Raw genomic sequence first — 23,596 nt, forward strand, 5'->3', positions numbered from 1 at the left:
GTTTCCTGATAACGATTAATAATATCGCTGAATCTCTGCTGTAACATATAATAAATACTGGATTTCCGCTTGCAGATGTCCTCCTATTATTCCAGTAGTTTTAGTACTGTATGGTTAAAATCAAGAAATCGCCAGTTTAACCGGCGATTTCCCTTTACTTAAAAGTATCCTTTTCTAATTTCTATTGATAAAGTCAGAAGTCCTCCATTGTCATCTGCTAATATTCCTAATTACCTCTTCTATCAAAGCTCCGCCCCATTACTCTTAATTACTTTTTGGTACCAGTAAAAGGAATCTTTTTTAATTCGTTTGTAGCTTCCATTTCCTAGATCGTCTGCATCGACATAGATGAAGCCGTATCTTTTGCTCATTTGGGAGGTAGAGGCACTTACGATATCTATGCAACCCCAAGATGTATATCCCATCATCTCTACCCCCTCTTTGCATGCCAGATTCATTTGCTCAAAGTGTCTACGGAAATAATCAATCCGATAATCATCATGTACCTGACCATCCACTAGTTCATCAATTGATCCTATGCCATTTTCCACTACAAATAATGGAAGATGATAACGATCATATAAATCAATGAGGGAAATTCGCAAGCCGACTGGATCTACTTGCCAGCCCCAATCGCTAATATCCAAGTATGGATTTTTCACACTTGTTATTAAGTTACCACCAACCTTTTCCATCGATTCCTCATTAACACTTTTAATCATCGACATATAATAACTAAACGATACGAAATCTACTGTATGCTGTTTGAGAATTTCTTCGTCCCCCTCTACCTTTTCTATGACAATATTATTCTCTTCAAAATATCGTTTCATAAACAACGGATACTCGCCAAACACTTGAACATCGGAATAAAAATAATTTTCTCTATTATGCCTTTGGGCAAGTACTACATCCTCAGGATTAGAAGTTAGTGGGTAAGCAAGGGTCCTCGTTAACATACAGCCAACTTTTGCGTCTTTGATCATTTCATGCGCATATTTAGTAGCTAAACTGCTGGCAACAAATTGATGATGAAGAGCCTGATAAATGGCATTTTCTGCTTCTTTTTTGCTAGAATACTTTTCTTCTACTACACCGACAGTAGTAAAAGGATGTCTGAAAACACTATCGATTTCATTAAACGTCAGCCAATATTTTACATACTGTCCAAAGTGGTCGAAACAAACTTTCGCATAATTTACAAACATATCTACCACTTCTCTTGAGACCCATCCATCATAATGGTTGACTAAATACAATGGCATTTCATAGTGAGACAAAGTAACAAGAGGCTCAATATTTCTTTTTCTCATTTCTTTAAAAAGACGAACGTAAAAGTCAATTCCTGCTTGAATAGGTTCCTTTTCTGTACCGTTAGGAAACAATCTGGTCCAAGCAATCGATACACGTAAACATTTCATGCCCATTTCTTCAAATAATGCCAAATCTTCTACATATCGATGATAAAAGTCAATTCCTCTTCTTTTTGGATAATAGACTGTATCATCTGTTTTCATTGCTTCTTCAATTTGCTTTGGACTTACATGCCACTGGCTGACATAGTCCTTTTTATCAATATTTGGTTTATACTTGGCCACATCTGCAACCGACATCCCTTTCCCGTCTACATTCCAAGCTCCTTCTGCCTGATTGGCAGCAATTGCTCCACCCCATAAAAAATCTTTCGGAAAATAACTTTTCATTGCCATTTATCTCTCCACCTTTTCTACTGATTGAAGAAGTTCTAAGTCTTCTCCATTTGATTCAATGATTCTTTTATAATAGTAGAAACTTTCTTTTCTTATTCTCTTCAGGCTGCCGGTTCCATCGTTTTGCTTATCGACATAAATAAATCCATAGCGCTTTTCCATTTCTCCTGTTCCTGCTGAGACAATATCAATTGGTCCCCACCAAGTGTAGCCTATAATTTCACAGCCATCTTTTATTGCTTCTGCCATCATTTCTACATGTTCCTTTAAATACTGCATTCGCTCCACATCCATAATGCTGCCATCTTCCTCTACTTTGTCATGTAATCCAATTCCATTTTCCACGATAAATAGCGGCTTTTGATATCGATCTGTTAGTTCATTACAAACATATCGAAGTGCGAGTGGGTCAATTGGCCATCCCCATGGTGTTTCTTTTAAATATGGATTTTTCTTTCCTAGCAAACCACCAGTATTCCCTAGAATTTTCATCCCAGCCTCGTGAAGAGAACTTCGATAAAAACTAAATCCTAAATAATCACATGTTCCCTCTTTTATTACCTGTAGATCCTCTTCTCGAATATCAAGGCTTAAATGGTTCTCCTCTACAATCCGTTTAAAATAGGCAGGGTATTTCCCTCTAATATGGACATCACTATAAAACAACGATCTTCTTCTTAATTCGTTTGCTTCGAAAACATCTTTCGGATTACAAGTTGCTGGATAAATAGGACTTAAGGAAAGCATACAGCCGACTTGTAAGGACTTATCAATACCGTGCGCAATTTTTACAGCCTTCGCACTAGCGACAAACATATGATGGCTAGCCTGATACATATCTTGCAATTTCTGCTGCTCATCCTCTCCTTCAATATAAAGACCTGCAGCTAGCAAAGGAAGGGTATGTGTATGATTAATTTCATTAAAAGTCATCCAATATTTCACTAAACCATGATACCGTTCAAACACAACTTGAGCATATTGTTCGAAAAAGGCAATTAGCTGTCGATTTTTCCATCCTCCATATTTTTTTACTAAATGAAGGGGAGTTTCAAAGTGTGATAGAGTCACAACAGGTTCTATGTTGAAAGAACGCAAAGTTTGAAACATATCTTCATAAAAGGCTAAACCTTTTTCATTCGGTTCTGCTTCATCTCCTTCCGGAAAAATACGGCTCCATGCAATAGAGGTTCGGAAACATTTCAATCCAGCCTCTGCTAATATAGCAATATCCTCTTTATACGTATGGTAAAAATCAATTGCATCATGACTTGGATAAAATACACCATCACGAATCTCTAATGTTAAGTTATCAAAACGATTTTTTCCTACAGGTAAAATATCTGCTATGCTCAGTCCTTTTCCATCCTTTAAATATGCACCTTCCGCCTGATTAGCAGCAATAGCTCCTCCCCATAGAAATCCTGTTGGAAACTTACTCATACTGTTGCACCTCCACTATTTTTCCATTTCATTAAATGAATCATTTCTTGATCATTTGCTGTAATGATCTCCTCTTGAACTTCAGCAGTTAAGTTAGTGAAAATCATCATTGTTGTCGGATCATAACCAGCATTTTTTATTGCTTCTAGATCAAATTCACCCAGAATCTGGCCTTTTTCAACTGAATCTCCCACTTTTACTTTTGCATTAAAACCTTTCCCATTTAGCTCCACCGTATTAATTCCGATATGCAATAACATCTCTACACCGGTATTCGATTTTAAGCCGAAAGCATGACCAGTTGGGAATGCAACCTCAACTTTTCCATCAAACGGCGAATAAAGAATTCCTTTTGTTGGAACAATGGCAATACCATCTCCCATTGCTCTTGATGAAAATACCTCATCGTTCACATCATCTAAAGAAATTGCATGTCCAATTACCGGCAGCTCCATTTTACCTTCAGCTGCTTTTTTATTGATTATTGAATCTTGCTCCTCTTCTTTAATTCCAATAAAATATGTCAAAACCGCACTTAATATAAATGCACCAGCTATACCTATTACATAATAGATGAAGGTATCACCAAGAAAAGCTGGTAAAGTAGTCAATGCGGGAAACACATAGACAATTGCTTTTGTTTGCATGGCTCCCATGAAGGCTCCCATGATTCCTCCTGCTATTGCTTGAGCGATGAGCGGCCTTTTATATCTTACGGATAAACCATATACTATGGGTTCTGTTATTCCCCCTAACAATGCAGGTACAAGGGAAGTCAGTGCCAAGCTCTTTGTTCCTTTATTTCTGCTTCTTAAGTACACACCTAGTGCAACACCAGCACTGGCAAAGGTTGCAGCAGCAATCATTGGACGTAAAGTATCAAACCCATATGTTGCAAGATTATTAATCATGATTGGAACAATACCCCAATGAATCCCTAACATTACAAGGAATGTCCAACCAGCTCCAATGATAAGACCAGCTAGTAAACCACTCTTACTGCTAATTAAATTCATCATGCTTCCTAATCCATTACCTAATCCTACACCTATAGGACCAATGACCATCGCTGTAAGTGGTACCATAATTAGTAATGCAACCATTGATAGAGCAAATATTTGAATACTTTTGGGAATAAACCTCTTCAAAATTTTCTCTAAATGAGAATAAACGTAAATAGCTACAATTGCTGGGATTACCGTCCCAGAATAAGTCATTAAAACGGTTGGTATACCTAGAAAATCAACAGTAGTTCCATTTTCTGTTACGAGTCCTACAAAGTTAGGCTCTAATAGAGAGGCCACAATAGCTAATGAAACAAATTGATTTACTTTAAAAACCCTTGCAGCACTAATTGCTAGAAAAAGTGGTAAAAAGTAAAATACACTATTCCCTGCTGCTGATAGTATTTTATACGTACTACCGTCTGCATCTAATATGTGATACTGTGATAATAAAACAAGGAGAGCCTTGGTCATCCCAGCACCAGCGAGCGCAATGATGATTGGATTAAAGATAGAAGAGATTACATTAAAAAATCGAATAAGGAGATTGCCTGATTTTTTCTCTTCTGCCTCTCCCTCATTAGGATTATCCGAATCAGATCCTAAAGCACTTTTTATTTTGTATTTATCCATGATATACTGATACACATCTGCTACTTCATTTCCAATTACAACCTGGAACTGACCATTGGATTCTACAATGGAAAGAACTCCGGGTAATTTCTGAATCTTTTCTTTATTGATCTTTGCAATTGTCTCATCTTTTAATTTAAAGCGTAGTCTTGTTACGCAATGATATAAACTAATAATGTTTTGCTCTCCACCAACGCCGTCAATGATTTCTTGAGAAAGCTTGCCATAATCTTTTGACATGTTGAACGCTCCTTTTAATTTTTATGAAGTTTTCTAATTACACATTAAATATAGCAACATAGTTAACGTTTTCATTAAAATTTCGTTTTTTGGAAACCATTACATTTCAGGAGGGATTATTAGGTGGGGCAGCTAATTGTACGATTGCTTACTGTTCTTAACAATGAACGACTAGATTCAACTAACTATCATATCGCCATTACTCTATTAAATCATTATAATGAAATCTCACACTTAAGCATCTCTGAAGTGGCCAAGCTTTGCAATGTTTCAAAGTCTACGATCTCTAAGTTTGCCCGTTCTATTGGATTTGATGACTACTTTGATTTGAAGGATGCGGCCCCTTTTATAGAGAATCGCTATCAAAATGATTTGAATTACGTCTCCAATATTTTGTCTTCTATTGAAAAATTAGGGACGGAAAGCTACTTTGATGCCATTATCAAAGATATAGAAGCATATAAAAGAGAAATTGATTTAGAAGCCATTGACAGACTGGCTAAAGATATCCTACATTTCAAAAATGTTGCTTCCTTTGGCTTATTATTTTCGGAATCAGCCGCCTTTGATCTGCAATATAAATTAGCTTATAACGGGAAATTTATTGTCACTTTTCAAAGTGATAGGAAACAAGAGGAGTATATCGAAGAAGCGGAAGAAGATACATTAATTATCATTTTTTCTAACTCAGGAAACTTCTTAGAAAAACAACAGCTTCGGGCAGGAACACCAAAGAAAAATGTTTTTAAAAATACGAAAGCAAAAATCGTTGTAATCTCCTCCAATCCAAAGGTGAATGATTACAATTTCGTTCAAGATTCTATCCTCTTCCCACATCAAACAGATATCCAAACCCACTCCTTTATCTATCAAATCGTAATGGACATGCTCGTTTCAAGATTTAGATACTATAGAAGAAAGGAATCATAGGGACGATTCATATGAGGATAAATTATTTGTTTTTTAAACATATTTCATAAAAATAAAAGGCCAAGTAAAAGTATTTCCACTTCTACTTGGCTTTTTTATGGAGAAAGTCCTCGGAAGAACCATTCCTTTGCTTATTTCACTAGACTTTCTACTACGTCGTCAATGATTTGTGTATTGGCGATTGGACCGGAGTATAGCCAGCTTGTGTCAGGACCGTATTCATAAATGTTTCCTTTTTTCACAGCTGGAATATTGGACCATAGGGAATCTTTAAGCACTTCTGCTCCTTTACCGTCACTATTGATTAGGAATAGATGATCGGCATCCAATTGAGCAAGTTTTTCTAATGAAATGGCTGACCAGTTTCCTGTTGCAGTAGCGGATATTTCTTTTACTACTTCTGGAACCTTCAAGCCTAAATCGCCATATAGGACTGCTCCGCTTGATACATTCTCTCCGACAATAAATAATTGATTCGATACAAGCCAAATTGCTGCTGCTGATTCATCTTTAATAGATGCCTGAATCTTTCCTTTCGCATCTTCTGCCTTTTTGTTATAGTCTGCTAACACTTTTTCTGCCTCTGCCTTTTTCCCAATTACTTCTCCAATTGTTTGGAGCCTCGTGCGCCAGTCATTATTATTTTCTTTTGAAACAACATAGGTAGGAGCAAGTTTCGCGTATTGATCATATTTTGCCCCCTCTACTTGTGCGCCCGATGACATTAATACTAAATCAGGAGCAAAGCTGGACACTGCTTCATAAGGCAGTGAAGAGTCAATGGTTGGGACATCTTTTAACGAGTCTTGCAGATAAGCTTGAACCCCTTTTCCCTCTTTAATGGACCATTGAGCAACTGGAGTTACCCCTAATGATAGTAAATCATCTTCTAAGTATGAACCAATAATTCTTTTTGGCTCTGCCGGAACCTTTACTTCATTTCCAAGTGCATCTGTTAATGTACGTTCCGTTGCATCTTGGGAAGCGCCATTCTCTTTATTGTTATTTTCTTTACTATTATTATTTCCACATGCCGCAAGAACAGTGAAAACTAGTAGTAAACAAATAAATAATATTGATTTCATCTTTCGGTTATTCATTATGTATCCTCCTAATAGGTTATATTTCGATTATAAATGATAACGATTATCACTTTCAATAATAATATCGATTTTCAATTAATTTTATAGTAAAATTAATTGAAATGTTTCCTATATCGATTATTATTTAACCATTTACATACTATTATTTACTATTTTTCTCTCTATTTTATTAGAAAGTGGGTTCCTCATGAGTAAAAGTAACTCTTTTGAAAATGATAAAGCTGCTATATTTAGACCAAAAGCTGCCACTTTGGTTGTCTTAATTGGTCTTATAATGCTTTTCTTTTCTATTTGTATGTCCATCATTTTAGGAGTAGCCGATATTAACCTATCAACAGTTATACAAGGACTATTTCATTTTGATAGTACGTCCACCGCTCATCAAATTGTTTATCGTTTACGCCTCCCACGAGCACTTGCTGCTACCTTTATCGGAGCAAGCCTTGCCGTATCTGGTGCCATCATGCAAGGGATGACGAGAAACGCACTCGCCTCTCCTTCTATAATGGGGGTAACTTCTGGAGCTATGTTTGCCGTATCGATTGCCTTTGCTTTTCTGTCTGCTGTTTCCAATATGACTATTATGCTCTTTGCATTCATTGGCGCAGGTTTAGGGGCAGCTTTAGTCTTTTTGATTGGCGCACTCTCCAAAAGAGGATTAACACCAATGAAATTAGCGCTCGCTGGTACTGCTATCAGTGCCTTCCTTAGTTCCATTTCAACTGGAATTGCCCTTCGCTTTGATGTAGCTAAAGATATTAGCTTTTGGTATGCAGGAGGAGTAGCTGGAGTACAGTGGATTAATGTAAAATTACTTATCCCTGTGGCTATACTAGGACTAATTCTCGCTTTTTTCATTAGTAAATCTATTACTATTTTAAGTTTAGGTGAGGATATTGCTGCTGGTTTAGGCCAAAAGGTTGGTCTAGTGAAATTATTAGGTACGATTGTCGTTTTGCTTTTAACTGGGGCTGCTGTGGCAGTCGGGGGAACTATTGGATTTGTAGGACTCGTTGTTCCCCATATTGTTCGTTTTATTGTAGGATCGGATTATCGATTAATTATTCCTTGTTCGGCAGTTGTTGGTGCACTTTTGTTAGTGCTGTCAGATATCGTTGCACGCTTGATTCATCCTCCTTTTGAAACACCATTAGGAGCCATAACAGCGGTAATTGGCGTTCCTTTCTTTCTATATTTAGCACGTCGAGAAGGGAGGGGTCTGTAATGTCTGCTTTAAAATTAACGAACAAAAACATATATATTGTTAGCACTGCCTTACTTACGGCTATCGTTTTAGTCTTTGTTCTAAGTCTAAATATGGGAACCATAAAAATTAGTCCGATGGAAATGATAGAAGCTTTTACCGGTAAAGGCACCGTTCAAAACTTTAATATTCTATATAACTTTCGACTGCCTCGATCTGTAATTGCCGTTTTAATAGGAATGGGAATGGCAATTGCTGGAGCGATTTTACAAGGGGTTTCGCGTAATAGTTTAGCCGACCCAGGTATTATAGGCATCAATTCTGGAGCTGGCTTTGGCGTTATCCTTTATATCTTCTTTATTCAAGGAAGTGCTTTTCAAGCAGGTTCATTATCGGTTTATATCATGCCATTTTTTGCACTTGCTGGAGCTCTAATGGCTGCTGCACTCATCTACATCATTGCATGGAAGGATGGGGTTACGCCTGTTCGCTTAGTATTAGTCGGTATCGGCATTAACGCTGCGTTCGGTGCTTTAATCATCATTTTTCAATTGATGATGGATCCCCGGGATTTTACCCAAGCGACTATTTGGCTTTCCGGAAGTATTTGGAGCGCAAGTTGGAGTTATGTTCTTGCCCTTTTACCTTGGATTCTTATTCTTGTTCCGATTGCAATAAGCAAATTCCAATCCATTAATTTACTACAACTAGGTGATAATCTGGCAAAGGGTCTTGGTGTTTCGATCGAAAAAGAGCGAGGATTACTTTTGCTGCTTGCTGTCGGACTTTCAGGAGCATGTGTATCAGTTGGCGGAGGAATCTCCTTTTTAGGGCTTCTTGCCCCACATTTAGCAAGAATGCTAGTTGGTCCAAAACACCAACGACTCCTGCCGATAGCGGCACTAATAGGAGCACTTCTCCTGTTAACATCTGATATCATCGCCAAAAGTCTCATGGTTGGCTCAGAAATACCAGTTGGGCTCGTTCTATCCTGTTTAGGTGCTCCATATTTTATCTATCTTCTAATTAAAGAATGAGGAAGCAGAACCACGGTTCCTGCTTCCCTTTTTTATGGAAAAAGAATATCCCCCCTCTTATTGAATCAACAAGGAATGGACTTCTCGTATTTTTAATTTTGATATGTTTGCACGCTTATCCGTTCCAGAGAAATAGGCTAAATAGGATTCGCCGAATAATTCAATGCGAACAATTTTCTTTAAATTAACAAGAAAGGAACGGTGGGTACGATAAAAATACCACGGTAATCGGTCTACGAAGGAGAGAAAGGTTTCTGTCGTTTCATATGATTTCTTGATTGTATGTACCATTGTTTTTCGTGCGATTATTTCTATAAACAAAATTTCTTCTATTGGGATATAAACAAATCGATTACTTAATTTGATTAAAATCCGATTCCCCTTCCCGGTATGAATCTGTCTTCTACTCTTAGTATAAGATTCTTTTATTTTATATAAAAGGGATAGGAATGGTGATTCCATAATAGGCTTCTGCAAATAACCAACTGCTGAATAATTAAATGCTTCAATCGCCTGTTTTTTATCCTTGCCTACTAAAATAAGCTGGAAATCGGGGAGATAGTCTTTATAGGCACTATTAAAAATAGTGGAATGGATAGATGGTAAGTCATAATCAACAATTATAATATTAGGCTTCGCTCGATAAATTAATTCTAATAATTCTTCTCCAGTCTTTGCTTCTCCTATTATTTTAAAACTAGAATGGATAGCAATCAAATTATGGATAGATGAATTAATAGGTGAATCGATACAAGCTACCGCTATCGTTAGCGTTTCCATTCTTTCTCCTTTCTATATAAGACAACTACCCCCTGATGATCCATCTCATTAACTCCCTATTCACTGATGAAACTAACGGATTCACCTATACAGGAAGATTCAAAAAAAAGTATCGCATACCCTGTATTTTTCCTGTAATAGATATTCATCCAATAGCCCTTAATTTAAATGCCTCATATAACCTTATGTAAATATAACTTTATTTTATTCTTAATTTCAATGTCATTCTAATGATTCCATCCGACTTTTTATGATTCTCTTATATAAAAATAGCTGCCATAAGATGTTTGATCACATGTAAGTAATTGAGATCTAAACACAATGATACGGCAGCGTGCTTTTTCTATAAAAAACAATTATATTACTCCTTGTACTTAATAATTCATTAAAAAACTTTTTAGACCAGCATCTCTGGTTTTCCTAACAAAAATCCTTGGCCAAAAGGAACCTTCAATGCTTTAGTCATCGCTAAATCTGTCTCCTCTTCAATTCCTTCCAAGATAATTTTCATCTTTTCATCTGCAAAATCCATTAATAGATGAACTAGTTTTTGTTTTTCAGTGGAAAAAGCTAAATTGTTGGAAAAATAACGATCTAGTTTAAGATAGCTAGGAGAAATCTCTAAGATTTTCTCAAAATTTGCTATGCCTTTCCCAAAATCATCTAAAGCTATTTGAAACTGATTGTCTTTTAGAAAGGTAATCTTCTCCTTAAATAGAGGGGAATCCCATAGCTCTTCCTCTAATACTGTTTCATTTAATTCAAAGATAATCTTCCCTTTCATGGCTGGGAATTTTTCAAGTAAAGATAGAATCAGCGAATCAAATGATTCATGTATGATGGTTGATGGAAATATATTGATAAATAGTGGCTTCTTTCTTCTTGATGAAAGTATCTGGTAGTGTTCAATCGTATTGTTAATAAGAAAGGTATCTAATTCAGATAAATAATTCTCTTTTCTCGCATCAGCGAAGAAAGCTTCTAACGAGATGTCTGGCTCTTGGGATATACGCAGCAATGATTCATATCCGATAATCTTCCATTCTTTTATATTCCAAATTGGCTGATATACATGATAAAACTTTTTGCTTTTTAATCTTGTTATTATATCCACTTAGGGTATCCTCCAAAATAAACGAAAAGTCCTGATTTTTCAAATTTATCTAATCATACAAGTAAATTTACCGATTCTGTCAGTATTTGTCTATTGAACTTAACGCCATTTAGACATAATTTTAGTCATTTCTGTATGAAAAAGATACTTTTTAAACAGAACTTTAGCCATTTAAGAGTATCTACATAATATTCCATGTTTCGACATATTTATTTTTATTTAGGAGATATAAAAGTACTAGCTAACTTATAAAAGCATAGATACTCTTTCCTTTACCTCATTAATTTTCAACTTTGATATTTTCGCTTGTCTGTTTACTCCATCAAAATAGGCAATATACGTTTCCTTATAGGGACTAATCTCTGTCACCTTTTCTAGATTGATAATATAAGAACGATGCGACAGAAAAAATGTATCATCTAATTGAGGTAATAACTCTCCAATATTTTCCCGAGTCTCCACTATATCTTCGGCCGTATATATAACACATTTCTTGCCTATTTTCTCAATAAAATATATTTCTTCCTTTTTAATATAATACATGCCTTTATGATATTTAACTGGTAAATTATTAAAAGAGAACCTTTCTCTCTTGCTCGCTATCACTCGTTTTGCTTTTTCAATAGCTTTAGATAATCGAAAACTTCTGAATGGCTTGACCAAAAAATCAATAGCATCTAATTCCAATGCTTCTAATGCATCCTTCTCACCTTCTGCTAAAAAAATAAAATGAATTTCTCCCCCTAATTGGTAACATTGCTTCATGACTTCCAGTCCGTTCATAGATGGTAAATCTACTTCTGTTATTATCAAATCAGGCTTCCACTTCTGATATTGATAAACTAAATCATTGCCGTTATCACACACAGCAATAATTTCTATATCCTTATGATCCTTTAAATAATAACGAATACGAGCGATCACTCGTTTATCTTTATCGGCTATCATTACCCTAATTAACATAGTAACTCCTTTCTCTATGTTTCTATTAAATGCAACAGGATAGACTTATTTTCTTAAAACTTCTTATCAAAAATGAATGTTTTTATCATTACAAATAGGCAGATAAATAGTTAAATGACTGAACTATTTTAACATGTTCCTTTTCTTTAAACCAAACAAAAGTCATTAGTGAATAAACCTACTTTTGCCATAAAAAAAGGGCGACTATAATAGTGACCCTTTCCACTTCGCTTATGAATGTTTTTCCAACCCTTCAATAAAAGTAGAAACCAAATAATGAAAGCTTTTATCCAGCTCTATCGGCATGCCAAATCCTTTTTGATTTTCAATAGAGGCAAATCCATGAAGAATGCTCCTTAGCCCGCGAATGGCATGAATGGTCTCTTCTTCGTTTAAATCATATGGCTTTAATACTTCTATTAATAATTGAATTATTTGATTAGCAGCTGTTTGAATTTCCTCTCCTTTCTTCGATGCCGATTCAATAGTTAACATGTAGAGCCCTGGCTGCTCTCTCGCATAGGTTAAGTAGGCGAAGCTTAAATTATGGATAGTCTCTGCTTTTCCACCTTCCATTATTGCGTTCTTTAATAACTGATATAGACTTTCTAATGCTCGCAATGTTAACAGATTCATGATATCGGGAAGCCCATTGATATGATTATATAGGGATGGAGATTTAACCTGAAGTCGCTTTGCTAGATTAGCTATCGTTACTTCCTTTAATCCTTCCGTATTGGCAATTTCGATTGCCATGGCAATAATATCATTATGTGTTATTCCTGCTCTTGGCGACATATTTATCCTCTTTCTTTTTTAAGTAATGATTCAATAGAAGGCTGAGCATTTTCCAGCAGATCTCCATGCCCAGTGGCTAAAAGACTAATATTTAGAGACAGCACTTTCTTCGCACTCTCAATGGCTTTCTCCTTATTCCAGGTTGCCAATGCTGGAAAAGGAAAGAAAGTCCGAAATTGACCACTTATAGCAAAGCCTCCTCTTGTATGAAAAGCATCTCCAGTAATCAAACTATTATCTCGTTTATCGAGAAAGCCAAAGCTCCCTGGTGTATGTCCTGGTAAAGAAATACTTATTAGCGAACCAATTTGATCCCCATCTTTTATTAGCACATCTGGATTCGTCTTGATATTTTTAGGTAAACCCCCTTTTAAAACAAAGGGTTCCTCTTGCTTGTCAATAGTATGATCCCCGCCTAATATGCGAGCATCTCGTACAGATATATAGACTTTCGCATCTGGTAATCTTTCTTTTAGGGCATCTAATGAGCCAATATGATCTCCATGGGCATGAGTAAGAATAATCTTCGTAATCGGTTTATTCAGTTTTTCAGCAAATAAGAGAATTTTTTTATAGCTGAAAGGCAAAGCTGTATCAATTAATGTTAATTCTTCCCCTTCCTCGACGAGATAGCAGTTCACTGGAAAAATTCTTGGCAAAAAAGTCAATTGATATAAATAATTATGGTGGATAATTCTCAATAGTCAAACCTCCTGATTAAAAAAACTAATGGTATTAGTTTCATTTTAACTAATGCTATTAGTTTTAGCAAGTCATTGTTTTTTAAATAAAAAAATACTCTTCATGTCCGAGAGTATTTTAAAAAACACCTTATTATTTGTTATCCTTTTAAATCTCTCTTTTTTTGCCGCAACGCACACACTTATTGGAGTAATAACTAAATTTATGGCGTCTTTTAAAAAAACAGATAATGGAACCTAGTCTCACTTTATCATCTCCATCCCCAATAAATAATTTGAGTATCCAATTATCTTATTCTGTGATGTTGCGCCTATGAAAGATTTAAGCCGCTCTCTATATATTGTATTCATTATATAACAACATATTAATAAGATAAAAGGTAATACTGTTAATTTACTGTATATTTTTAATATTTAAATAGTAATTTGTGCAATTACATTTCTCTTTTCTTATTTTATTTTTATCATGGATGAAATATGTAAGATTTCATCTATTAAAATAAATATTTTTTATAACAATCGATAGGATTTATTTTCAGCATCTTGTACATAATAAATCATTGGTGAAAGCATAATATTTGAATTAAATAGCGGCTGGTGGTAAGTTTTTAGACAAACATATATTTTATTGATGAAAGAAGGCAAAAATATGAAGGATCTATTTTCTCCTTTTTCTTATAAAGGATTAGAATTAAAAAACCGAGTGGTAATGCCTCCAATGTGTCAATATTCAGTGGAGAAGAAAGATGGAATTGCAACAGATTGGCATTATGTTCATTATGTAAGCCGTGCGATTGGCGGTGCTGGATTAATTATTATTGAAATGACTGATGTAGAACCAGATGGCCGTATTACAGATAACGATTTAGGTTTATGGTCTGATGAGCAAATTGCACCATTGAAACGTATTGTCGATGCTTGTCATCAATATGGCGCAAAAGTGGGTATACAAATTGCACATGCTGGTAGAAAAGCAGAAGATGCTCCACAACCAGTATCAGCATCTGCTATTCCATTTGATGATAAATCAAAAACTCCAAGAGAATTAACAACACATGAAGTAAAAGAAATGGTAGAAAAATTCCGCCAAACAGCTGCCCGTGCAATAAAAGCTGGTTTTGATACTATCGAGATTCATGGTGCACATGGATATTTAATTCATCAATTCCAATCTGCCTATACAAATAAACGTACAGATGAATATGGTCAAGATTTGACGAAGTTTGGTGTAGAAGTCATTAAAGCGGTGAAAGCAGAAATGCCGACTGACATGCCACTAATCATGCGTGTTTCTGGTAAAGAGTATGTAGAAGGCGGATACGATATTGAAGACAGTGTTGCTTTTTCTAAAAAATACGAAGAAGCTGGAGTAGATATTTTCCATGTCAGTGCAGGTGGAGAAGGCCCAATTGCAGCTGCTGGCAGACCTGGGACACATGTTGCCTACCAAGTTCCTCTAGCTCGTGCATTTAAACAAGAACTAAATGTGCCCGTTATTGCTGTTGGAAGACTGGATTCAGCAGAACTAGCAAACTCTGTTATTGGGAACGAGGATGCAGACCTTGTTGCTGTAGGAAGAGGAATGCTTCGCAACCCATATTGGACTATCGAAGCAGCGGCGCAATTGCGCAAAGAAACAGAAATGCCAAAACAATATGCTGTTGCCTTTCCCAAAAGATAAAATTCCAAAAGTGCCTGAGAGTTGATCTCGGGTGCTTTTTTGTGGGGAATCGGAGGGAAGGTTCTTCTGTTTCCATTTAGACTTGCTATTAAATAAGGATTCCATAGAACCATCCCTCCGGTTTCTTTACATACCTGTTTTATACTTCTTTTCACTTGAGGATGTATTTTTGGTGTCATGTTTTGCCTTTTCTTCTCTTTGTTCTTCTTTTAAATCTTCCATTGGAATGGAATCAACTGTCTGCTCTATCTCAAACTTATCAAATAAACTTTCATTTTCTGTAGGGTATTGTTCTGGATTATCCATATTCATCTGCGTCTTATTCGAAGTAGATTTTCCTTTATTCTCAGCCATCAGCGTCACCTCCCTATTTATATTATTTATACCCGGGTTTCATAGAAAGTACTCAGAGGTTCTGCTGTTTCCCATTAAGAATAACTGTAATGATGGGGACCACAAGAACCGTATCTCTATCTGCCATTAATCTCCTATTTTTTTAAAATAATTATTAGTTTATAATTATTTTAAAAGGAGGCTGAATAATGGCTAAACAAGCACTTATCAATAAACAAAAACGTACTGCTAAATATAAAGTACAAGAATATACACGATGCGAACAATGCGGAAGACCTCATTCTGTATACCGCAAATTTAAATTATGCCGGATTTGCTTAAGAGAATTAGCCTACAAAGGCCAAATTCCTGGACTAAAAAAAGCAAGCTGGTAATATAAAGGGGAATCACGAGGATGTTTTTCTAATTCCCTTTCGTGGTTCTCTTCAAAAAGAGAGACAGTAAAACGTTCTCGTCGCTTCCCCTAATGATATATATGCTCCTATTCTAAACTTAGGTACGTTTCAACATTATCTATTAAATCCGTATAATTCACATTAGTATAATCGGTCACATCCACTTCAAAAAGTCTCCCTAAATTGAATGTGTTATAACCTCTTGTTTTACATCTTTCTATGAACTCTTCATAAGTTAGTAAGTTATCTGCTTTTTCTCTATTAGTTAAATAATCTCCCTTCTTATAAGAATTAACTATATGACTTAAGTGTCTAGTTGGATCTAAGTCTCGTTTTTGCTGACGCTCATATAATATATCCAAATCTGCGATTAACCTAATGGTAATAACTTTATAGTTATAATTTCCGCTTAATTTTTCTAGATAAGTTTTTTGTTTACTGCTAAAAGGATAATCTGAAATAATGCCGTTACCTCTTTTCATTTGCTTTTCCATTATTTCATAGTATTTTTCCCATGCTATTCTTTCAATTTGCTGCTTCTCTTTTATATTACGAAAGCCGTACCTATCGAAATAGTCCTCTTTTATATCGTCTGGTGAAATCCTGACTAAACCGCCTAGCTTCTTTTTAATAATATTACTTAGAAAAGTCTTCCCAGTTCCTGGATAACCCGCTAATAAAATTAAGACCCCATTCATTTCTAATCACCTCTTCCACTATTCATACAAGAAAAAAGAGTACTTTTTTTAAATACTTGTACTCTCTTCTCGCAATAAGGAGCAATATTTTGGGTAATTATAAGACGTTATTTATAGCCCCTTCCTTATTCATGAAAATTTCTATTTTATGTTTTACAATTTCCTTTACAGCTTCATTACATGGAATAATATTGTGTCGCAGGGATTTATTTTCTTTTGTTTCATCAAAATATTTTTTTGCTGTTTTTGTCCAAGTCACCAGTAATTCTGTACCTACATTGAACTTCCGAATACCGTTATTTATTAATTCGTGAATATCGTTTTCCTTTACACCTGTTCCTCCATGAATAACTAAAGGTACATCTACTAATCTATTGATTTCTTTCAATAGCGGTATATTTACATCTGTTTTTGATTTGTATTGTCCATGATTGGTGCCAATGGCAATTGCCAATGCATCTACTCCTGTTGCTTTTACAAATTTCAAAGCATCCTGCGGATCTGTATAAATCTTGTCACTCTCCTCCACATGAATTCCTTCTTCAGTTCCCCCGATAGTTCCTAACTCTCCTTCTACAGATACACCATGCTGGTGAGCATATTCCACTACTGCACTTGTCTTCATAATATTTTCTTTAAAGGGCAAGTGAGAACCATCAAACATAACAGATGTATACCCTTTATCTATCGCTTCTTTAATGTCATTGAAATCATGTGCATGATCCAAATGGAGAACTACATCTACCATCTCCTTAGTAGCCATAGACTTACAAACCGCTACTATGTTTTCATGCCCGATATATTTAGCCGTATCTATACTTGTTTGGATAATGATAGGTGCGCCCATTTCCTTTGCCGCCCGTATCATTTCTGGCAGCATCTCTAAATTATGTGCATTAAAGGCACCTACTGTATAATTTAGTGCCTCGGCTTTACGAGTAACTTCTTTTAATGTTGTATACATATTGTGATTTTCCTCCCTAAATAAGTATCACTTAACACCTCGGGTAACATCTTTTGAAATTTGCATCAGCAAATCTATTTTATTCAAAAAAGTCTGTAAATTATCGGCATCATTACTTTCCGCTGCTTCTGCTCTTTTTTTGTTATATAGCTTTAGTAATGTTTTAAAGCTTTCTCCAATTGTTTTTTTCAGCTGAAGACTTTTTTCTAGTGAAGCTATTGCATTCTCTTCATCACCAAGCTCGTAATAGGCTAAACCTATCTCTTCAAAGACCCTTGCCTGATTCTCAATATTCAACGACTGTACTTCTATTGATTTTCTCGATATAAAACCTAATAATTCTTCTTTCTGATCCTCCGTAAGCTTCTTTTTCGATATGGTATTCTCGTTTTTATTTTTCTCTGATTTTCTTTTAAACCACATAATCATTCCCTCCAAATCCAGTTAATTCCTCTTAGAAGGCCTTCATTAATGGACCAATCAGCCATGCATATAATAAAGCAACTGTTACAGTATCTACATCTGTTGCTGTTGCATTGACAAATCCCATAGAGTTAAAAATGGTTACTAATAGTGCCGGTAATAAGGTGATAAAAAATCCGTGGAATATTCCTCCTATAATGGCTCCTCGTCTTCCACCTGTTAGATTTCCAAAAATTCCTGCTGTCCCCCCTGCAAAGAAGGCGGTTAATATCCCTGGTAAAATCATCGCTAAACCAAAGATAGGAAGAACAAACATCGCAATGATTGATCCAATGACAGTCGTAATAAAACCAACAATTACCGCATTAGGACTGTAAGGAAAAAGAACTGGACAATCAAGTGCAGGCTTTGCATTTGGAACAACACGCATAGCTATCCCTCTGAATGCCGGGACAATCTCCCCTAATAACAAGCGCACTCCTGATAACAGTACATAAACTCCTACTACAAATTGGATGGATTGCAAGAATGCATACATGATATAATTCGTGCTTCCAGAAAAAGTAGAAGCAAATTCCTCACCGGCAAAAATAGCTGTAATAATGAATAGAGGAACCATCACTGTCATTAAGGAAAGATACGTATCTTGCAAAAATTCTAATTGAGAAGGCAGCTTTATATCTTCCACTGATTTTTTCTTTTCGCCTTTTTCCCCGAATACTTTTGCTACCCCAGCTTCAAAAACATAACCAATTGTACAAAAATGTCCTAATGCAATCTCATCCATACCCGTAATTTTTCGTACAAATGGCTGAGCAATTGCCGGCATAGCGACCGCAAAGATTCCTCCAATTAAACCGCCTATCAGTATTAATGCTAATCCGCGTAAGCCAGCAAAATATCCAAAAACAGTGGTCATAGTAGCCATCCATAATATCGCTTGACCTGTAAGAAATATATATTTCCATCTAGTGAATCGAGCTATCAGAATATTAAAAACAAATATAGCTAAAAAGGTAAGTGCAATATCGCGACCTAACCCCAATTCATTCATAGCCTGACCATTAATAGCCTCTATGGAGGGAATAATCCCTTGCATATGAAAGCCTTCTGTAAAAATCTCTCCGAAATACAGTAAACTTCCTACAATAATACTGGAGCCAGCTGATAAAACCATAAATCCTAACAATGTCTTTAAAGAACCCGATATAATTTGTCCAGTCGATTTTTTTTGTAAAATAAGTCCAAGCATCGCAATTAAAGCGACCGTAATAGATGCTTGCGTTAAGATATTTTGGATGATAAAGTTGATGACGCTCATTTTTATCCCTCTCTCTACCTATTTATTAAGATAGCACACCTTTTTCTCGTAAAACCGGTGTTAGTTTTTCTTCAATTTCTTGTTTTGAAACAATATTTTTCAAATAGATGATGTGAGTTTTGGCAGGATCAATAGTGAACTTTTCGAATTGAGTCTGGAAGTTTTGTGCCGTAATAATAATGTCTGGTTTTGCTGCCGCGCTTGAGGAAATGTCACTGTGATCTAATTTTGCATTTACTTTTAGTTTATTTAACACATCCTCCGCTGCCATCTGACACGCAAAGCTGCTTCCTAACCCAGCACCACAGACAAATAAAATATTTAACTTTTTCAATTAGCATTCTCCTTTAACTTTTTAATAGTTTGATAGCATTAGCAAAATCAATTTTTATTGCATGAATTCTTTTCAAACAACTCTTGCTTAAAAATAGCTAGATTATCTGCATGGATTAATCTTTCTACCTTTTGTTTATCATTTATCAAATCAACCAAGCTCTTCATTATGTTTAGATGAGAGTAAGAATCTACAGCTGCTAAGCAAAAAATAATTTTCACAGGATCATTTTCTTCATTTCCAAACATAATTGGTTCTTTCAATGTCATCACACTAATTCCTAATTCATTCACACCGTCTTCTGGTCTAGCATGCGCAAGCGCCAAGTGCTTCCCTATCACAATATAAGGACCGTATTCTTCAACAGAATGAATCATTGCCTCAATATATCTAGCTTCGATAACTTGCTCCGTTACTAAAGGGAGAGAGACTCGCTCAATCACCTCCTTCCAATCTTCACATTCTTGATGGAGTATAATATTCTTATCCCTGAGGATATCTTGTAACATTGGCTGAATCTCCCTTGTATTAAATTTCAAGCGGTGTTGTTTAAAGGTATCTACTAGGTTCAGATAGCTCTCCGCTGTTATCTTTGCACCGCACGCTTCCATTAAGGTTAGTATGTCCTGCAGCATCTTGGTTGCATCTCTTTCATTAGACACTAATCTTCTTTTTTCTTTATTTTGTTCTAAGAAAGCATCAATCTCTTTTTTATCACTTTCTCTTAATATAGGATTAAGCAAAAGGGAGGGTTTCTTAGAATAGTCAATCGGAATGGTTGAGAAAATAATGTCTACATCTAACTTGTCGATAAAAGACAGTTCATAGGAACTCAAAACAGTGACTATCTCTATATTGAATTGCTCCTTTAAATTTGCCGCCAACAGCCTTCCTGTAGAAATACCGTGATTACAGACAACTACCGCTTGATAAATAAACTGCTCCTCTTGCTTCATCCGACTTGTCGATGTAGAAAAATAAATAGTCAAAAAGCCTATTTCATCCTCTGATAATGGTTTCTTTATATAACTTTCTATATGGTTACTAAATCCTGCTACCGCTTGATAGATCCAACTATAGGATTCCTTAATTGTCTCTTTTAATGGATTGAATACCTTTATGTCATTCCTTGCTCTACTGAGTAAGCCTGTAATATGTTTATACAATCCCTCATATAAATCTTCTTCTTCCAAAGAGAAAGGGATAAGTGTTACTTTCTCCACATGAATGATTAGTTGAATTGTCAATAGCTGTGCTGTAACCCAATCGAGTGAATTACTCATATCTTTCGAATCAAAAGATTCAATCGTAAAGGCAATATATTTCATTTCTGATAGGGAGGGATATAGCTTAAAGCGCTCACAAATTTGATCGATAAAATCTCTAATTTGCCCTTCCGTTAATTCTCTTTTTCCTTTTACCGTATCACTAATGGTATTGCCATCATGTATCCGTCTAATCCAAATGGCTAAAAATAAGATAACTTGATTATGATATAAAGGATTAACATCTGGGTTCAACTGCTTCAATTGCTGGTTATACAATTGTGCAATAATCTTTATCCGTTCTCTTTCCAAAAAGTTTAATACTAGCCTAGCCTCAAAATTAATTTCCTTCGGCATTCTGCTCGATAGCGTTATATAATCGAAATCTGTCCGACTATTAATGACATCAAAAAGCATCGACCGAATAGACCTTTCATCCCCTTGTAAAACAACTCCTTGCTTCGGAAGACTTACGACTTGAATACCATACTTTTTTAAATGCTGACGTATCTTACGCATATCTTCATCCACTGTACTTTTCGATACTTGTAAACGTCCTTCCATTTCATATAAGAGAGTGGTTTTACTAGTATCAGCAATATCTAAAAGTAATACTAAGAAACGCTCGTCAGGATGGTAATATTCTTTCGTTCCTTCCGCATTCATTCGCTCCAATAAGGTTTTTGCATCTCTATGTGCCAGAGTAAGCTGCATTCCCTTCCCTCTTTTTGTGGTAACCAGTGAATAATTGTTGCTTTGGAGAAACTCATTAATTAGCATTAATTCATTTCGCAAGGTTCGTTGGCTAATATGGTATTCATTACTTAAATCTTCTAAAGTTAAATACGTATTTGCCGTTAGAAGTCTTTTCAATACTTGTTTTGTGCGTTCCTTCATGAAAAGTAACCCCTTTCATAATTTGATTATAATTAACTGTTTATAAGAAGTTTAGTATATGTTTTTGCAACTTTAACTGGCAAAAATGTAAGCGATTAAATAATTATTCATATGCATAGTTATTGCATCTTCATCTCATTATCAAAAAAATATGAAATATGAAAAATTACATAATTGTAGGCGTAGAAAGTGTCCAGAAAAATCGAACTGGATCATAAATAGAAAGTTCAAATGTTAGTTATTAAAAAAAGGGAGAACCATCCCTCCGCTTCCTCAAAACCCAAATAATTCCACTTTTTCCTATTACTTTACCGTTTAATCTGCTTAAAATCGTCTATATATAAGAAAAAAGGAGGCGTTATAGATGGTTAAAAATGAAGATTTAAAAAACAAAACAGTGGATCGTGATTTTAAAATAACAGAGGAACAAAAAGAGAAACAGCAAGAAAAGAAAAAAGAGGATAAAGAGAAATAATGGTAAAAAAGAGTACTTGCTCTTTCAGGAGCTAGTACCCTTTTTTATGATTTAATTTTTTGCTGAACTTTTATTTTCCCTCTACTACTTCTCTCAATATTTCATAAGAGCGTTTCTGTTTTTCAGGATCAAAAATATAAGAAACTGCCATGATTTCATCGACATTAAAGCGTTCCTGAAAAGCTGCAAGCTGGTTGCGAACGGAATCTTTGCTTCCTAAAAGAGTCACGCTAGACATGGATCTGGCCATTTCTTCTTCTTGTGGATTCCAAAGACCATCTAAACTATTCACTGGTGGCTGAAGCGGCATTTGTGTTCCCCGTACAACATTTAGGAAAAATTGATGAGTAGACGTCTGCAAAACAGCCGCCTCTTCATCTGTTTCAGCGGCAATCAAATTTAAACAAACCATCATATATGGCTTATCCAAATACTTCGAAGGTTTGAAACGCTCACGATAAATCTTGATTGCATCCGCCATATATCTCGGTGCAAAATGAGAAGCAAACACATAAGGCAGTCCTAGACTTGCCGCTAAATAAGCTGAATCAGTGGAAGAACCAAGAATATATATCGGTACATTTGTACCAACACCCGGATGTGCTTTTACATAACCTTGATCCTCTTCAGGTCCAAAGTACGTTAAAAGAGCATTAACATCCTCTGGGAACGTATAGACGGAATCCTTTTGTGACCGTCTTAACGCACTCGCAGTCAGCATATCGGTTCCTGGTGCTCTGCCAAGTCCTAAATCTACTCGATTTGGATAAATCGTTGCCATCGTTCCAAATTGTTCGGCAACTACCAATGGAGAATGGTTCGGAAGCATCACGCCACCAGATCCTACGATAATGCTGTCTGTATGTTCAAGCGTATGCTTAATGAGGATAGCTGTTGCTGAACTAACAAGTGTAGATGTATTATGATGCTCTGCAATCCAATAACGTTTATAGCCCATTTTCTCTGTTGCTTGAGCTAAATCCACCATTGATTCAATAGCTTCGTTAGAAGTTTGTCCCTCACGAATCGGGGCAAGGTTTAATACAGATATAGGTATATTTAAATTTGCCATTTGCAAGATCCTTTCTTGTTTAAGTCATCCTTAATCATATCAATTGCTTAACAAGAAA

Annotated in this window: 22 protein-coding genes; 5 read left to right on the forward strand and 17 right to left on the reverse strand. The window is 35.6% G+C overall.

The features are described from left to right. Positions 1 to 242: 242 nt before the first annotated feature. The 3 genes from BCI01S_RS08470 to BCI01S_RS08480 are packed head-to-tail and all read right to left on the reverse strand — an operon-like array spanning position 243 to position 5,029. The gene (locus BCI01S_RS08470) at positions 243 to 1,709 is read right to left on the reverse strand and encodes a glycoside hydrolase family 1 protein (protein ID WP_144544590.1); all 1,467 of its coding nucleotides are present in this window, start codon (positions 1,707 to 1,709) and stop codon (positions 243 to 245) included. Continuing rightward, the gene (locus BCI01S_RS08475; RefSeq protein WP_047944432.1) at positions 1,710 to 3,152 is read right to left on the reverse strand and encodes a family 1 glycosylhydrolase; all 1,443 of its coding nucleotides are present in this window, start codon (positions 3,150 to 3,152) and stop codon (positions 1,710 to 1,712) included. Further along, positions 3,149 to 5,029 (reverse strand): beta-glucoside-specific PTS transporter subunit IIABC, encoded by a 1,881-nt coding sequence (locus tag BCI01S_RS08480; RefSeq protein ID WP_047944433.1) that lies wholly within the window; start codon positions 5,027 to 5,029, stop codon positions 3,149 to 3,151. The genes BCI01S_RS08475 and BCI01S_RS08480 overlap by 4 nt, the downstream gene beginning before the upstream one ends. A 123-nt stretch (positions 5,030 to 5,152) precedes the next feature. Between BCI01S_RS08480 and BCI01S_RS08485 the strand changes: the two genes are divergently transcribed. Then, positions 5,153 to 5,959, forward strand: a complete 807-nt coding sequence (locus BCI01S_RS08485) for a MurR/RpiR family transcriptional regulator (RefSeq protein WP_061798092.1) — start codon at positions 5,153 to 5,155, stop codon at positions 5,957 to 5,959. A 131-nt stretch (positions 5,960 to 6,090) separates the two neighbouring features. On the opposite strand, the gene BCI01S_RS08490 is transcribed toward BCI01S_RS08485, so the two are convergent. Beyond that, positions 6,091 to 7,059, reverse strand: coding sequence for an iron-hydroxamate ABC transporter substrate-binding protein (locus BCI01S_RS08490; protein ID WP_047944435.1), 969 nt, complete (start codon positions 7,057 to 7,059; stop codon positions 6,091 to 6,093). 190 nt (positions 7,060 to 7,249) lie between these two features. Between BCI01S_RS08490 and BCI01S_RS08495 the strand changes: the two genes are divergently transcribed. Beyond that, positions 7,250 to 8,287, forward strand: coding sequence for a FecCD family ABC transporter permease (locus BCI01S_RS08495; protein WP_047944436.1), 1,038 nt, complete (start codon positions 7,250 to 7,252; stop codon positions 8,285 to 8,287). Beyond that, positions 8,287 to 9,303 (forward strand): FecCD family ABC transporter permease, encoded by a 1,017-nt coding sequence (locus tag BCI01S_RS08500; RefSeq protein ID WP_047944437.1) that lies wholly within the window; start codon positions 8,287 to 8,289, stop codon positions 9,301 to 9,303. The genes BCI01S_RS08495 and BCI01S_RS08500 overlap by 1 nt, the downstream gene beginning before the upstream one ends. 57 nt (positions 9,304 to 9,360) lie before the next feature. On the opposite strand, the gene BCI01S_RS08505 is transcribed toward BCI01S_RS08500, so the two are convergent. The 5 genes from BCI01S_RS08505 to BCI01S_RS08525 all read right to left on the reverse strand — a co-directional run bounded on the left by BCI01S_RS08505 (position 9,361) and on the right by BCI01S_RS08525 (position 13,659). Continuing rightward, the gene (locus BCI01S_RS08505; protein WP_047944438.1) at positions 9,361 to 10,083 is read right to left on the reverse strand and encodes a LytR/AlgR family response regulator transcription factor; all 723 of its coding nucleotides are present in this window, start codon (positions 10,081 to 10,083) and stop codon (positions 9,361 to 9,363) included. Positions 10,084 to 10,480: 397 nt separating this feature from the next. Then, on the reverse strand, positions 10,481 to 11,197 hold the full coding sequence (locus tag BCI01S_RS08510) for an EAL domain-containing protein (protein ID WP_047944439.1): 717 nt from the start codon (positions 11,195 to 11,197) through the stop codon (positions 10,481 to 10,483). 246 nt (positions 11,198 to 11,443) lie between these two features. Next, positions 11,444 to 12,160, reverse strand: coding sequence for a LytR/AlgR family response regulator transcription factor (locus BCI01S_RS08515; RefSeq protein ID WP_061798094.1), 717 nt, complete (start codon positions 12,158 to 12,160; stop codon positions 11,444 to 11,446). 231 nt (positions 12,161 to 12,391) lie between these two features. Continuing rightward, on the reverse strand, positions 12,392 to 12,958 hold the full coding sequence (locus tag BCI01S_RS08520; protein WP_047944441.1) for a TetR/AcrR family transcriptional regulator: 567 nt from the start codon (positions 12,956 to 12,958) through the stop codon (positions 12,392 to 12,394). Positions 12,959 to 12,960: 2 nt separating this feature from the next. Next, a complete protein-coding gene (locus tag BCI01S_RS08525; RefSeq protein WP_047944442.1) occupies positions 12,961 to 13,659 on the reverse strand; it encodes an MBL fold metallo-hydrolase in 699 nt (232 codons plus the stop codon). 649 nt (positions 13,660 to 14,308) lie between these two features. Between BCI01S_RS08525 and BCI01S_RS08530 the strand changes: the two genes are divergently transcribed. Continuing rightward, positions 14,309 to 15,340, forward strand: coding sequence for an NADH:flavin oxidoreductase/NADH oxidase (locus BCI01S_RS08530; protein WP_061798264.1), 1,032 nt, complete (start codon positions 14,309 to 14,311; stop codon positions 15,338 to 15,340). Between the two features lie 126 nt (positions 15,341 to 15,466). On the opposite strand, the gene BCI01S_RS08535 is transcribed toward BCI01S_RS08530, so the two are convergent. Continuing rightward, positions 15,467 to 15,694: a YczO family protein gene (locus tag BCI01S_RS08535; protein WP_061798096.1), complete on the reverse strand. Its 228-nt coding sequence runs from the start codon at positions 15,692 to 15,694 to the stop codon at positions 15,467 to 15,469. 188 nt (positions 15,695 to 15,882) lie between these two features. Between BCI01S_RS08535 and BCI01S_RS08540 the strand changes: the two genes are divergently transcribed. Continuing rightward, positions 15,883 to 16,068 carry a type Z 30S ribosomal protein S14 gene (locus BCI01S_RS08540; protein WP_047944445.1) on the forward strand — a complete coding sequence of 62 codons (186 nt, stop codon included), beginning with the start codon at positions 15,883 to 15,885 and terminating at the stop codon, positions 16,066 to 16,068. 107 nt (positions 16,069 to 16,175) lie between these two features. Here BCI01S_RS08540 and BCI01S_RS08545 read toward each other — a convergent pair whose 3' ends face one another. The 7 genes from BCI01S_RS08545 to BCI01S_RS08575 form a co-directional block, all read right to left on the reverse strand. Next, positions 16,176 to 16,787: a P-loop nucleotide/nucleoside kinase family protein gene (locus tag BCI01S_RS08545; protein ID WP_047944446.1), complete on the reverse strand. Its 612-nt coding sequence runs from the start codon at positions 16,785 to 16,787 to the stop codon at positions 16,176 to 16,178. A gap of 97 nt (positions 16,788 to 16,884) precedes the next feature. Further along, complete coding sequence (locus BCI01S_RS08550) at positions 16,885 to 17,751, reverse strand: class II fructose-bisphosphate aldolase (RefSeq protein WP_061798099.1); 867 nt, start codon at positions 17,749 to 17,751, stop codon at positions 16,885 to 16,887. A gap of 27 nt (positions 17,752 to 17,778) precedes the next feature. Next, a complete protein-coding gene (locus BCI01S_RS08555; RefSeq protein WP_061798101.1) occupies positions 17,779 to 18,174 on the reverse strand; it encodes a tetratricopeptide repeat protein in 396 nt (131 codons plus the stop codon). A 31-nt stretch (positions 18,175 to 18,205) separates the two neighbouring features. Then, on the reverse strand, positions 18,206 to 19,495 hold the full coding sequence (locus BCI01S_RS08560) for a PTS sugar transporter subunit IIC (protein ID WP_047944448.1): 1,290 nt from the start codon (positions 19,493 to 19,495) through the stop codon (positions 18,206 to 18,208). 25 nt (positions 19,496 to 19,520) lie between these two features. After that, the gene (locus BCI01S_RS08565) at positions 19,521 to 19,829 is read right to left on the reverse strand and encodes a PTS sugar transporter subunit IIB (protein ID WP_061798103.1); all 309 of its coding nucleotides are present in this window, start codon (positions 19,827 to 19,829) and stop codon (positions 19,521 to 19,523) included. Positions 19,830 to 19,876: 47 nt separating this feature from the next. Further along, complete coding sequence (locus BCI01S_RS08570; RefSeq protein WP_061798105.1) at positions 19,877 to 21,991, reverse strand: BglG family transcription antiterminator; 2,115 nt, start codon at positions 21,989 to 21,991, stop codon at positions 19,877 to 19,879. Positions 21,992 to 22,536: 545 nt separating this feature from the next. Then, a complete protein-coding gene (locus BCI01S_RS08575) occupies positions 22,537 to 23,538 on the reverse strand; it encodes an LLM class flavin-dependent oxidoreductase (RefSeq protein WP_061798107.1) in 1,002 nt (333 codons plus the stop codon). Positions 23,539 to 23,596 lie beyond the last annotated feature (58 nt).

It is taken from the genome of Niallia circulans NBRC 13626, from assembly GCF_001591585.1.
Lineage (GTDB): Bacteria > Bacillota > Bacilli > Bacillales > Cytobacillaceae > Niallia > Niallia circulans.